The organism is Haloplanus sp. (assembly GCF_028275055.1).
Classification (GTDB): domain Archaea; phylum Halobacteriota; class Halobacteria; order Halobacteriales; family Haloferacaceae; genus Haloplanus.
The window spans coordinates 1-12,068 of sequence record NZ_JAQCNJ010000003.1 but is presented as its reverse complement, the minus strand read 5'-3'; the positions used below and the strand labels follow the sequence as shown (position 1 = coordinate 12,068).

Sequence of the window (12,068 nt, the reverse complement as noted above, 5' to 3'; positions counted from 1 at the left end):
CGCGTCCCGCCGACGGTGTGTCTGACGACCGTATCCACGCCGGTCAGTAGGCCGCGAAACAACGTGTGCTGAAATCGGAGCAGGCTCCCCGCGTCCCCGTGGACCGACGCCACCTCGCGCACGTCATCGACATAGAACGCAAGCCGAATGGTTTCGGTCGAGTCGGGCGCCGCTCTGGGGGAGATATCCTGAACGATGTCGAACACGTGGTCGAGGGGAATCAGCCGTGTTCCGTCGCCGGTGGCGAACACGAGCTCCCGGTCGTTCAGGACGACGCGCATCCGACTGGGTTCCGCCGCCCCGTCGCTCAGCGCCACGTCGGCCACGAAGTCGGCCAGCACATCCCCGGTCACGGTTAGACCACCACGTCGGGCATCGTAATGAACCGTCTTAGTTCGTCGGGGCCAGTTCTCACGAATTATAATGCCGCGGTGGCTTGAAGTTTACACCGGCGATATGTCTACTATGGAGTCGGAGACTTGTGTCCTTCTCGTCGGAGCCGAGAGGGTGGCGGGCGATTCGACGGCGGCGTTTCTCGAGCGAGCGTGCGACGGCGTCCGGACGGTACAGTATAACGACCCGACCGACGCAACGGCTCACCTCCGCGAGAACCCGGTTGACTGCGTGGTAAGCGGCTACCGGCTTCCCGGCACAGACGGTGTCGACTTCTGTCGTACCGTCCAGCAGGCGGTGTCGACGCCGCCGCCGTTCGTTCTCGTCGGTGAGAACATGGACAACGACGTGGTTGAGAACGCCATCGCGGCCGGGGTGACCGATCACGTACACCGCCGCGGCGACGGGACAACGCTCGAAGTACTGGCCAACCGGGTCGGGAACGCCGCCGAGTTGGCGCGAACGCGTGCCCAGGCCACGGCATACGCACCAATAAACACGGACCGGGAGCGACTCGAAGCGCAAAACGAGCGTCTCGACGAGTTCGTGTCGGTCATCTCACACGACCTCCGGAGTCCGTTGAACGTCGCGAAGGGACGCCTCGATCTGCTCCGTGAGGAGCACGAGAGCGAGCACATCGACGGCATCGACGAGGGACTCTCACGCATCGAGGCGCTGGCGACCGACCTGCTGCAGTTGGCTCGGCAGGGCAAGCAGGTGAACGACCCGAGTCCGGTCGACCTTCCGGACCTCCTCAAAAAGTGTTGGAAGACGGTGAGTTCCGCCGATGCGACCCTCCACGTCGAGACGACGCGGACGGTGTCGGCCGATCGAAGCCGCCTGCGCCAACTCGTCGAGAATCTCGTTCGGAACGCCGTCGAACACGGAGGGCCGACGGCCACGGTGACCGTTGGGGATCTCAGCGACGGCTTCTACGTCACGGACGATGGGCCGGGCATCCCCGCCGAGAGCCGTGATAAGCTGTTCGACAGTGGATACACGACCCAGCCGGAGGGAACGGGGATCGGTCTGTCTATCGTACGCGACATCGCCACCGCACACGGCTGGACCGTTACAGTAACCGAGAGCGCCGCCGGCGGAGCGCGGATCGAGATCACCAGCATCGACGCGGAGGAGCCAGCACCGGCCGGCGGGACAAGCGTCGGGATGTAACGCGAGGTCGTCGACGGCCGACCGCTTTTGTGTCCCGGGTCCGAGAACGGACTGTGGACCCAGCACAGGATCACCCCGATAACCCCTTCGGCATGGACCCAGACTGCCGGAACTGTCCGGACCTCTGTGACGAGCGGACGAACGTCGTCCACGGCTACGGCGACGTGGGGGCGGACTTTCTTTTCGTCGGCGGCCGGCCCGGCCCGGGCGCGGACCGCACCGGAGTGCCATTCACCGGCGACCCGGCCGGCGAACGCCTCCAGCGGATCCTCGGCGAGTTGGGCTTTGCGGCGTCGCCGCCCGACGCTGACCGCCCGGAACTGGACGATGCCTACCTCACATACCTCACCCGGTGTCGACACCCCGACCGCGGGCCGACCGACGAGGAGGTCTCCACCTGTGACCCCTACCTCACCGCCGACCTGCGTATGATCAACCCGGAGATCATCGTCCCGATCGGTACCCGGGCGCTCCGTGGCATCGCGGTCGAACACACGACCCGAGACGCGGAAAGCCTCGACGCGGCCGAGTCCCACGCGACGACGATCCGCGGGCGCGGCTTCGAACTCGTTCCGATGCGCACGCTCGACGACCAGACCGACGCCGAAACCGAGGCGTTCATCGAACACGTCGGGGAGTCCGTGCTCAGCCGGGACTACCGACAAACGAAAGGCCGGAGCGGTGCCCACGACTGACCGGTCGGAGACCGGACCGGCGCGTTCAAGTCCTCGCCGCCACGAGCGGGTGCTATGACCACCATCGCCGTGCTGGCGGACCCACCGCGCGAGGGGCTTGTCGCGACCGATCTCGCGGCGACGACACCGCTGACCGAGGCCGAGACCGCGTCGTGTTACGCCGCGATGTTGTCGGATATCCTCGTCGCCGTCTCCCGATCCGGCGGGGATTTGCTCGTCAACTACCGGCCCGACGACCTGCTCCCCGACGAGTACGTCACCGACACGTCGTCGGAGGCGGCGCTTCGAACGCTCGCCGCGTCGAGCCTCGACGACATCTCGGAGGTGCGATTCGAACCGCAGGTCGGGTCGACGTTCGACGCACGCGCCGGCAACACCGTCACGCACCTTCTCCGGGAGGAGGGGGTCAACTCCGTGGCGGTCGTCGAGGGATCGGCGCCGTTTCTGACACGGACGCTGATCGACAACGCCGCGATGAAACTCCGCCGCGCCGAGGTCGTTCTCGGCCCGTCGACCGGTGGTCGGCGGTACTACGGCGGCTTCACCGAACCGATCGATTTCGACGGCGCGTTCGCGCGTCCGGCGATGGAGACGCTCACCGCCCGCGGCCGGTCGGCGGACAACGAGGTCGACTTTCTACCCGTCAAACCGGTGATCGAGACAGGCGATGACCTCTTGGACGCCCTGCCGATCCTGAACGCCCGAATCGACGGGGAGCGCAACGTACCGGTCAACACGGCGGCCTTCTTTGACGGCCTCGACCTGCGGGTGTCGTATGACGAGACGGAGCCACGACTGGTTCGGAACTGACGGCGGGGCTCTCGCCCGCGGAATCGACAGGGCTTATTATCGCCGCGTCCGAACGATTTAGTGCGGTGGGATGGCAGAGCGGCCTATTGCGCCTGCCTTGAAAGCAGGTAGCCTCACGGCTTCCTGGGTTCGAATCCCAGTCCCACCGCCTTTTCGCGAACGCTGGTGAGCGAAAAGCGACCGCTGGGATCCGAATCAGAGCGGCCGCAGTCTTGCGAGCAAAGCGAGCAAGAAAGCGTTCGACCGTGGTTCGAACCCCGGCCCAGTCCCACCGATCACCCTCGACGCGCCCCGTTCGTTTCGGTCGCCCGGTGTGTCCATCCGCCTCGGTTCGCATCCGGTGTGGGCCTCGCGTACACCCGGTCCCGTGTCACCAAAACACATGAACAATAATTATAAATGCGGCGGGACCGTACCATCTCGTATGTCCACACAGGGTTCGACATCGGCGGCGTTGCACCGCTGCGAGTGTGGTGAGAGCTTCGATTCGACGGCAGAACTTCTCGCACACGCCCGCGACGTACACCGATTCACGCCGTGGTGAGGGTTAACAGCCGAGCGTAACGGTTTTGCGGTGGCCGTCCCGAAACACCGTATGGATTGGCCACACGATCCCGACGGCGACGAGGGGAGCGAGGGTCGACGCAAGTACGGCCACGCCGTCGTGGCGAAAAAGATCGACGAGACGGAGGAGTTTCCCCTCGACGTGTCCGCGTTCGTCGCGGAGTACGGCGACGACCCCGTTCGTATCGACTCCGAGACGGTTGTCCCCCTCCGGGACGTGTTCGAGGGCGTCGACGCCGGGACCGTTGAGGACTTCGAGACGCTTCACCGCCTTCTCGGCGAGGCGATGCGGGAAAACGGCAACTGGTTCTACGAGGGCCCCGAGGCGTTCGTCGGCGACGCCTGAGACTCCGTCAACCGCCGGCCTCCGGAGTGTTTGAGCCGAGTGTGTGTCACGTCAAAAGAGTTTATCACCGCACCGTTCGTCCGTACGGGTATGGCACGAAACACCGGACGGCGCGAGTTCCTCGTCGGTGCGGGTGTGGCCGGCGTCGCGGGACTCGCCGGTTGTATCGGCGGCGATGGCGGTGGCGGCGGTGGCGACGGCCCCGATATGCTCGTTGTCATCGGCTACCCGGAAAGCGGGATCCAACTGTTCCGGGACTACTACTCGATGGCGGGTGGCGACAGGGACGTTCTAGTCCCCGACGGACTCAGAGACGGCGAGATGCCCGGACAGGTCGGGAACGACATGGCGAACGTCGTCGGGACGGCCCCGGCCGCCGGCGGCCCAGCCGTCGCCCCCGCGTGTACGCATCCATGAGTGGCATATGCCCTTGTGGTGTGGGGAGGTGACGCACGCATAAACCTTTCTTCACCCCGCCGTTCGGACGGGACACGCCTGCTCACCCGGAGGTGACGCCCTCGATACGGCGTTCGACGACGTAGTCCAGAAAGTTGTCGAACAGCCGGCGTGTCCGTCTGGCCGCCCGGTAGTTGTCCTCGTGAATGCCGTCGAGCACGGCACGGATCCGCTCCTCGGGGAGGCGGTCCGCTTTCCCTCTGGTCACCGACTCGGCGGTTGCCATGTCGTACTCCGGATGGAACTGGACGGCGAACACGCGGTTCTTCCGGAAGCCGTGGATGCCGTACTCGTTTCGAGCGAACACCGTCGCGCCGGGTGGGGCCTCGGTGACCCGGTCCGAGTGACTGGTGAACGCCGTGAACTCCTCGTCGAGGCCGTCGAGCAGTCGGTTTTCGCCGTCCTGTTCGATGGTTCGGTAGCCGAGTTCGTACTCGCCCATGCTCTCAACCTGACCGCCGAGAACGTCCGCGAGAAGCTGGTGGCCATAACAGACCCCGAGGGCCGGGAGGCCGGCCTCAACGGCGGCGCCGACCCACGTCTTCAGCCGGCCGATCCATTCCCGATCCCAGTAGACCGACGCGAACGAGCCGGTGACCACAAAGGCGTCATAGCGGACGGTGTCCGGAAGCCCACCCGAGAGGCAGTCGAACTCGGTGACCTCTGCGTCGAGTTCCCGTCTGAAGTTGCGGCGCGTATCGTCGGCCATCCGCGCCGCGTTCAACAGCGCGATGCGCGGGCGGGTCATAGGTCGCGGGGCCGGCCTCCCGTGGAACGGCCTGTTGGCGAGAGTGGGTAGGCCGGCCGGGGCGTCGTTCTCACCGACCGCTCAGTCGGCATTGAGCGACCTCGCGTGTCTGACATCGCTCGCCAAGCGCTCGGCGTAGTCCAACCGAAGACGGCGTGCCTGTTCCGGACTGACCGGCTCCGTCGCATCGAACCCTCGGGACAACGGATCAAAGGCCGTGACGTCGAACCCCATCCGACCGAGATACGATCGGACCGCGTCGTTGTCCAGTCCCTCTCGCATGGCCGCGTCGACGTAGCCAAGCACCGCGTCGAACGCCGGAATAACGACGGCCTCGTCGGTGAGCGTTCCTGTCCGGTCACCGATCCGAACGCCAACATCGCGAACGGCCTCAACGACGTCGACGACACCATCGACCAGCCGGACGACCTGACTCGGGAGGGCCGCGTCGGGCGAGCGCCACTCGACCGTGCCGAACTCCTCACGGAGTTGGACCGGGGTCCAGACGGCGCTCTCGGGGTCGAAACACGACTCGACCGTCCGGCGCTCGACGCCTGCGTCCATCGCCGCGGTCACAAACTCCTCGTAGCGGCGTTCGAGTCGCCGGGTCCACTCGTCGGTATCGGTGGTGTAGCGCCACAGCCGCCCTTGGTGTGGGAGGCGCTCGTACGCCAGACGACGGTACAGCTTCGACCGTGCGCCGTCGGCCAGCCGCTCCCCGCGGTAGTACGGCGAGGAGTTGACGAGGGCAAGCGCAGGGTCAAGCGCGGTCAGGGCGTTCAGTTGGTCGATTTCGCCGCCGGGGTCCTGTTCGACGTGGACGTGTGTGCCGGCACAGTGACGGACGTACTCGAAATCCGCCCCGAGAACACGGTCTTGGACATCGGTCCGGTCGCAGGGGCGGTCCCGAACCGTCTCGGCGGCTATCGGTGTCGACAACGGAACCAACCCCATGCCGAGGTCGTCGGCCCGGTCGAGAACACGTCCGATCCGGTCGAACAACTCGGTCCGGAGTTCCGCCGTCGAGCCACACGGCGTGGTTTTGATTTCTAAGAGCGGTCGGACGAACTCCCGTTCGACGCCCGCGGCCGCGTCAACGAGCGCGTTCGGGTCGGTGAGCCGTCCGTCGTCGTCGATGACCCAGTACTCGACCTCGATGCTCCGTCGCGTTGTGGTCGTTCGTTTCGTCGACACGGTCCCGGTGTGCTGAGTCGTTCTCAGGCGTCCCGATCCTCGGTGCGTGTCCGAGCCGAGTCGGGCGTTTTGGGTCGGCCGCGCCAGTCGACCGCCACGTGAAGCCGGCCGACTCCGACGGCCGGCGCGCGGTCGGATACTCCACCGGTCAACTCGTGCTTGACAACTCGTGCCATACGTGGACCTAACACTCACACCACTAAATACTACTGGACAAACACATTGATACAGGTAGTTTCAAACCACGTATTCTGTTTTCGTACGGGCATCGAGAGGAATAAAAACGGTTATTTCGATTACTATTGGTCATTCAGTGTATTGCGTTTCACAGCCGGCCGACGGAACTGACTTGTTCCGCGTCGCCATACCGGCCGCATGGTCACGGTTGAGGCAGCCACACCAAGCGACACCGACGCCGTCGCCGACCTCTGGGTCGACCTCGTGAGCGAACAACGCCGGTACGGGTCGAAACTGCTCGCCGACCCGAACCGGGACGCGATCAGAAAATCGATGGCACACCACGCCGTCAAGGACGGACTCGCCGTCGCACGCGACGGCGACGACATCGTTGGCTTCGCCCGGTACGGTGTGGAGGAGGGTCCGTTGGCGGTGACGGTCACCCGTGGTGTCGTCCGTGACCTCTACGTCGTGGCGGCCCACCGCCGGTCGGGGGTCGGGTCGGCACTTCTCGACGCCGCGGAGACGGCGTTGCGGGACCGCGGGGTTGACGTGATCCGACTGGAGGCGCTGGCGGCAAACGACGACGCCGTCAGATTGTACGAGAACCGGGGGTACCGGCCACATCGGATCGGCTTCGAGAAAGAGGTCGAAACCGATAAGAACGCTCGGGCGGAGCGATAACTCGTCGCGGTGTGCCAGGGGAGCATGGGCGGTGCATGCACTCGACTTGTAATCGAGACTTCGTGGGTTCGAATCCCACCCCTGGCTCGTGGCTCGTAGCTGATAAACGGATCGAGAGGCGGCAACAGCGCTTTCGTGGGCGGGGTGAAAGTCCTGATCCGATGGCATATCGCCGTTGGACGTCACCCAACTCAGAGCCCACCGACACCGGCCCCCTCTCAACGCATAGTAACGGACTCGATCCATTTAAATTCCGCTCGAATTATCAATAATGGATACTCGTCGTTCGTCCCGAACCGTCCCGCGGGCGGCGGTCAGTCGGCTTCGAACCCTCTGGTCTCGTCGACGGCGTCGGTCGAGTCGGTGCCGCGTGGACGGGGGAACCGCCCGCGGAGCGCCGGGAGGTCGACCGACCCGCTGCCGAGAACGGCAAAGCCGGTGAAGATGGTGACAAAGCCGGTGACGGCAAGCGCCGAGATGGTTTCGCCGAGGATCACCCAGCCGCCGACCGCGGCGACGACGGGGACGGCATAGAAGACGAGGTTCGCCCGGATCGCTCCCGCGGCGTCGAGGAGACCGAAGTAGGCGATGTAAGCGACCGCGCCGGCGAGGAGACCGACGTAAGCGAGTGCGAGAACGGCCGTCGGGGTCCACTCGACCGCCGCGGGCGACTCGCCGACCGCGAGACTGAGCAGGTGACAGCACAGCGCCGCGAAGGGAAGCCCCCAGGCGGTACGGACCGTACTGGACAGGCCACCGCCCGCGCGTCGGATGAGAACGCTCCCGAGTGCGCCACTCACCGCGCCACCGAACAGGACCAGTTTTCCCACGCCGCCGTCGAGAAGCGTCGACGGATCGGGGTTGACCACGAGCGCAACGCCGACGAAGCCAAGCGCCATGCCCAGAACACCACGGGTGGAGAGGCGTTCGTCCGCGAGGAGGAGTGCGGCGAACACCGGCGTCAGGATCGGGTTGAGACTGAAGACGATCGCGGCGGCGGCGCTGGTGGTGTACTCCTGACCCACGAACAACATGGCGTTCGTCAGGCCGATGGCGAGGACACCGGTCGCTAAAATACCGGCGGCGTCACGTCGAGTCCGGGGCAGGAAGTCGGCACGCGGTGTCGTGACGGCCGCGTAGCCAAGCAGTGCAACCGCCGCCACGTCGAAGCGAAACGCGACAAACAACAACGGCGGAAAGTAGTTGAGGCCGGCCTTTGCGGCGACGAACGTGCCGCCGAAGAGGATGCTCGCGGCCGCGAACGCGGCGAGCGAGCGGCGACCTACCGCGGTCACTCCACACCCCTCGATCCGACCGATCCACGTGCCGATTCGCCCGGTGAACGCCGAGGACGATAACGCATCGAATAACCGTACGGCCTGGGGACGTTTAGTTTAATTCGTAAAATTTTTCATGGCAAGAAACCGACGCGGTCGGTGATGACACCTCTGGGTGTGCAACTATTTCAAGCCGGGAAAACGGTTTTGTCGTGGGGCGTCCCCGTGTCGGTATGGAGTCCGCATTGTCGGAGATCGAGTTTCTCGCGCTCTCGGCGAACCGGGTAGCGGTACTCCGGCGTCTGGCACAGGAGCGCCACACCCGGGATGATCTCGCGGCCGCCACCGGTGCCTCGCAGGCGACGCTCGGGCGCATTCTCCGGGATCTCGAGGATCGGTCGTGGATCAGACACGTCGACGATGGATACGTCGCCACGGCCACGGGGGAACTCGTCGCCGATGGCTTTCTCGGGTTGTTGGACACCATGGAGACCGAGGCGAAACTCCGTGGCGTGGTTCGCTACCTACCGGCCAACGCCATCGACTTCGACCTGCGCCGTTTCGACGACGCAACCATCACCGTCCCGAGCGGGACGAAGCCGAACGCGCCGGTGAGTCGGGTTCTCGACCTACTCCGGGACGCCGAGGAGATTCGGGCGTTCTCCCATGCGTTCAATCAGGGGAGCCTCACGGTCATCGAGGAACGGGTGAGCGCCGGCGAATCGACGTTCGAGGGCGTGTTTTCCCGGCGTGCCCTCGACGCGGTGGCCGGCGACGCGGGTCTACGACGACGCCTCGACTCCCTCATCGACGCGCCGGGAGCGAGCGTTCGAGTGCGGGAGACGGAGGTGCCGGTGGCCGTGACCGTCGCCGACGACGTGGTACACGTCCTGTTGCGCGACGGGAACGGGGTGCTCCAAGCGTCGATCGACAGCGACGACCCGGTCGTCCGCGCGTGGGCACACGCCACGTTCGATCGGTACTGGAACGCCGCGTCGCCCGTCGATGGGGACGAACTCACCCACTGACCGAGGTCAGGGATGGATCAAGAACAACAACGGGACAATCGCTCGTTGACCAGTCGTCCGCCACAGGTCGGGCAGGTCATCCGAAACGGACTCGCTTCGATTTCCCGATCACAGCCCGGGCAGAGATAATGAACCATTACGGTGGGCCATACGATGGGCATATATTTAATTATTTTCCCTATGTCTCTTATTATTTACGTTATAAGCCGTCGATAACACCACATTCGGTCGGTTGCTGAGGACACCCGTGGAGGGAAACACTTAGCACGACGCTGTGGGACGCATCGTACATGCCAGAGTTGCGGTCATGTTACTTCTGTGGTGCCGTCGGCGACTCGCTTCGCGAGTACGACCTCGCGCCGGACGACCGACTGTCAGCCGAGCGGTCACACTCGGCGGTCCTGTGTTCGACCTGCCACGAGAAGCTCCGACGGGTGCTCGAACCGCTGACGGAGGAAGCGTCCGGCGGGGGACCGGACGGCCCGGTCCGGGAGCCGTCGTCGACCCCCTCGATCACCTTCGACGACGACGGGACACCGTCCGACGGGAGCGACGGAACGGCCGAGACGGAAGAGGTCGAACCCGAAACGGTGACCGCGACGGACGGGACGGACTCTCCGGAGGCCGCGGACGACGACGGGGACCGAGCGACGGCCGCTGATGCGGGGGCGGAGGCCGACGACACGGGCGGAGATGCGACCGAGGACGCGGGCGACGATGCGGAGACGGAGGCCGGCGCCGACACCGACCCCGACCCCGACGTGCCGGAGTCGTACTACAAGGTGCTCCGTCTGCTCCAAAACCGGGAGTTCCCGATGGAACGGGGGGAGTTGACGACGCTCGTGACCGCGGCCTACGACGTCTCGGAGCCGGAGTGTGAGCGGATCCTCGAGACGGCGGTGGATCGGGGTGTTCTCGTCGAGAACGGGACGACGCTCGACCTCGGCCGAAACTGAACGGGAGTGGCGACCGGCCCCGTGCGGTCACAGGATGCCGGGGCTGACACCCCCGGCCACGGGCGGGTTTCGGTGTCGTCACACACCGGTCGTCGTCCCGTATCGCCTGTTGGCGGAACGTTCTGGCCGCGCAACAAACGGTCGGGGGGCTTCGGGCCGCAGGTAACGGCAGGATGCCCGAGAGTGGCCGGCACCGGAACCGGTGACAGCCACGGTCGGCACGTACCGTTCCGAACGCGACCCCGACCTACCCATGGGAGCCGTGTCACCGTCTCGGCGGTGGGGTCCACATCCTCAGGTGTGTCGCGCCGCCCGACAGGGATCCCACCGTCGTCGTGTAGGGCAGTGACGGTTGCCGACCTACACCCCGCTTCCGGGCAGGCGCTCCGGTTCGCCCGACAGAAGGATGTACTCGACGGCGATGCCGTTGAGCGGCGAGTCCGCGGCCTCCGCGTACGACCGCGCGAGGTCGAAGTAGCGGTTCGTGATCGAGACCACCGCCTCGTAGGCGGCCGCGTCGTCGTCGTGGAGGACGTACTCCGCGGTGACCGGGGTGAGTTGTCCGTCCGCGACGTCGTCGTCGTAGTCGTCGACATCGTCCAGCCAGATCTGTGCGCCGATGATCGCGAGAACGATCGACCGGCTGAACGCCTCCGGGATATTGAACCCGATGCCCCGGTATGCATCGAGCATCCCGTCGTAGATAACGCCCACGCGGTCGTACTGGGTTTTCAGGTACGGCAGGTCGCGCTCCCGGTCGGTGAACGGCGTGTCCGCCGGGACGGGCGCGGATTTGTACTCGCGTTCGATCCGGTCGGCGGCCCCCTCGATCCCGTCGAGGGCGTCGGAGAACGCCTCGCGGAACCGCTCGTCGCGTTCCTGATGGGCCTCCGAACGGTCGACCGCGTCGTCGTAGGCCGTCCGGACGGCGTCGGGTGCGCGGTCGAACGCCGACTCGACGACGCCTTGGAGGTGGGTCTGGACACGGGTCGCGACCCGCCGTGGATCGGGGGTCGGGCCGCCCGTGATCGTCACGTCGAAGTCCTCAAACTCGTCGTCGTTGATCGCATCGCGCATATCCCCGTCGAGCAGTGCTTGGACGATGAGCGCCGTTGCCTCCTCCGCCCGTTCGACGTAAGCCCGCGCCTCGGCGTTTGCGGGGGCCGACAGGTCGACAACGCCGAGGCGTCCACGAACGCCCCCGGTCTCGTCGTCGACCGGATCGTACCCCGGGGTCGAACGGGCGAGTGCCCGCCGGTAGAGGTAGCCAAGCGTCAGTTCCGCGGGGAGGGTGAGTTTCGTCTCGTAGCGAAAGCGGACGGCGTCGGCGTCGACGCCGAACTCGTCGGCAAGCGCCGCCGCGCAGCCGTCGTACACGTCGTTGAGGATCGTCTCCATCCGGTTGTCGACGGCGGATTTGATCGTGAGCGCCCGGTAGTCGATCCGGCCGGTTTCGGCGTAGTACCCGAGCACCGCCCGCTGAGCGGTGGAGAAACGATCGAAACCGGCGAGGCGACGGGCGAGGGGCGTCATTGCGCGTGACGTGCCCGGCGACGGGCATCAACCT

The 12,068-nt window shown here is 65.8% G+C and carries 12 protein-coding genes, 2 tRNA genes and 1 pseudogene; 10 read left to right on the top strand and 5 right to left on the bottom strand.

What is annotated here, in order from left to right; all coding sequences use genetic code 11:
* Positions 1–353: CheF family chemotaxis protein (locus Q0925_RS00140; protein ID WP_299330520.1), on the bottom strand; the 353-nt coding region annotated here is incomplete at its 3' end.
* A 112-nt stretch (positions 354–465) separates the two neighbouring features.
* Between Q0925_RS00140 and Q0925_RS00135 the strand changes: the two genes are divergently transcribed.
* The 6 genes and pseudogenes from Q0925_RS00135 to Q0925_RS00110 form a co-directional block, all read left to right on the top strand.
* The gene (locus tag Q0925_RS00135) at positions 466–1,566 is read left to right on the top strand and encodes an ATP-binding response regulator (RefSeq protein ID WP_299330517.1); all 1,101 of its coding nucleotides are present in this window, start codon (positions 466–468) and stop codon (positions 1,564–1,566) included.
* A gap of 53 nt (positions 1,567–1,619) precedes the next feature.
* Positions 1,620–2,261 carry a uracil-DNA glycosylase gene (locus Q0925_RS00130; protein WP_414652074.1) on the top strand — a complete coding sequence of 214 codons (642 nt, stop codon included), beginning with the start codon at positions 1,620–1,622 and terminating at the stop codon, positions 2,259–2,261.
* 54 nt (positions 2,262–2,315) lie between these two features.
* A complete protein-coding gene (locus Q0925_RS00125) occupies positions 2,316–3,071 on the top strand; it encodes a DUF2064 domain-containing protein (protein WP_299330516.1) in 756 nt (251 codons plus the stop codon).
* Positions 3,072–3,135: 64 nt separating this feature from the next.
* A tRNA-Ser gene (locus Q0925_RS00120) sits at positions 3,136–3,219 on the top strand.
* Positions 3,220–3,666: 447 nt separating this feature from the next.
* The gene (locus Q0925_RS00115; RefSeq protein ID WP_299330513.1) at positions 3,667–3,981 is read left to right on the top strand and encodes a DUF5785 family protein; all 315 of its coding nucleotides are present in this window, start codon (positions 3,667–3,669) and stop codon (positions 3,979–3,981) included.
* Between the two features lie 90 nt (positions 3,982–4,071).
* Positions 4,072–4,368 (top strand): annotated as a pseudogene (locus Q0925_RS00110) (branched-chain amino acid ABC transporter substrate-binding protein); the annotation flags it as partial.
* Positions 4,369–4,480: 112 nt separating this feature from the next.
* Here the strand turns inward: Q0925_RS00110 and Q0925_RS00105 are convergent.
* The gene (locus Q0925_RS00105; RefSeq protein ID WP_299330510.1) at positions 4,481–5,185 is read right to left on the bottom strand and encodes a type 1 glutamine amidotransferase; all 705 of its coding nucleotides are present in this window, start codon (positions 5,183–5,185) and stop codon (positions 4,481–4,483) included.
* A gap of 81 nt (positions 5,186–5,266) precedes the next feature.
* Positions 5,267–6,379 carry a glutamate-cysteine ligase family protein gene (locus tag Q0925_RS00100; protein WP_299330507.1) on the bottom strand — a complete coding sequence of 371 codons (1,113 nt, stop codon included), beginning with the start codon at positions 6,377–6,379 and terminating at the stop codon, positions 5,267–5,269.
* Positions 6,380–6,754: 375 nt separating this feature from the next.
* Between Q0925_RS00100 and Q0925_RS00095 the strand changes: the two genes are divergently transcribed.
* Together Q0925_RS00095 and Q0925_RS00090 are read left to right on the top strand one after the other, a co-directional pair.
* The gene (locus tag Q0925_RS00095; RefSeq protein WP_299330505.1) at positions 6,755–7,240 is read left to right on the top strand and encodes a GNAT family N-acetyltransferase; all 486 of its coding nucleotides are present in this window, start codon (positions 6,755–6,757) and stop codon (positions 7,238–7,240) included.
* A gap of 13 nt (positions 7,241–7,253) precedes the next feature.
* Positions 7,254–7,327 (top strand) — tRNA-Thr (locus Q0925_RS00090).
* 227 nt (positions 7,328–7,554) lie between these two features.
* Here the strand turns inward: Q0925_RS00090 and Q0925_RS00085 are convergent.
* On the bottom strand, positions 7,555–8,535 hold the full coding sequence (locus tag Q0925_RS00085; RefSeq protein ID WP_299330502.1) for a DMT family transporter: 981 nt from the start codon (positions 8,533–8,535) through the stop codon (positions 7,555–7,557).
* Between the two features lie 215 nt (positions 8,536–8,750).
* Here Q0925_RS00085 and Q0925_RS00080 point away from each other — a divergent pair, with 215 nt between their 5' ends.
* On the top strand, positions 8,751–9,545 hold the full coding sequence (locus tag Q0925_RS00080; protein ID WP_299330500.1) for a helix-turn-helix transcriptional regulator: 795 nt from the start codon (positions 8,751–8,753) through the stop codon (positions 9,543–9,545).
* Between the two features lie 290 nt (positions 9,546–9,835).
* Complete coding sequence (locus Q0925_RS00075) at positions 9,836–10,501, top strand: hypothetical protein (RefSeq protein ID WP_299330497.1); 666 nt, start codon at positions 9,836–9,838, stop codon at positions 10,499–10,501.
* A 360-nt stretch (positions 10,502–10,861) separates the two neighbouring features.
* On the opposite strand, the gene Q0925_RS00070 is transcribed toward Q0925_RS00075, so the two are convergent.
* Positions 10,862–12,034: a hypothetical protein gene (locus tag Q0925_RS00070; RefSeq protein WP_299330494.1), complete on the bottom strand. Its 1,173-nt coding sequence runs from the start codon at positions 12,032–12,034 to the stop codon at positions 10,862–10,864.
* Positions 12,035–12,068: the final 34 nt, after the last annotated feature.

Coding starts and splice junctions, on each gene's coding strand:
- Q0925_RS00070 (WP_299330494.1), bottom strand. CDS start 12,034: ATGACGCCCCTCGCCCGTCGCCTCGCCGGTTTCGATCGTTTCTCCACC.
- Q0925_RS00125 (WP_299330516.1), top strand. CDS start 2,316: ATGACCACCATCGCCGTGCTGGCGGACCCACCGCGCGAGGGGCTTGTC.
- Q0925_RS00095 (WP_299330505.1), top strand. CDS start 6,755: ATGGTCACGGTTGAGGCAGCCACACCAAGCGACACCGACGCCGTCGCC.
- Q0925_RS00075 (WP_299330497.1), top strand. CDS start 9,836: ATGCCAGAGTTGCGGTCATGTTACTTCTGTGGTGCCGTCGGCGACTCG.
- Q0925_RS00135 (WP_299330517.1), top strand. CDS start 466: ATGGAGTCGGAGACTTGTGTCCTTCTCGTCGGAGCCGAGAGGGTGGCG.
- Q0925_RS00080 (WP_299330500.1), top strand. CDS start 8,751: ATGGAGTCCGCATTGTCGGAGATCGAGTTTCTCGCGCTCTCGGCGAAC.
- Q0925_RS00105 (WP_299330510.1), bottom strand. CDS start 5,185: ATGACCCGCCCGCGCATCGCGCTGTTGAACGCGGCGCGGATGGCCGAC.
- Q0925_RS00115 (WP_299330513.1), top strand. CDS start 3,667: ATGGATTGGCCACACGATCCCGACGGCGACGAGGGGAGCGAGGGTCGA.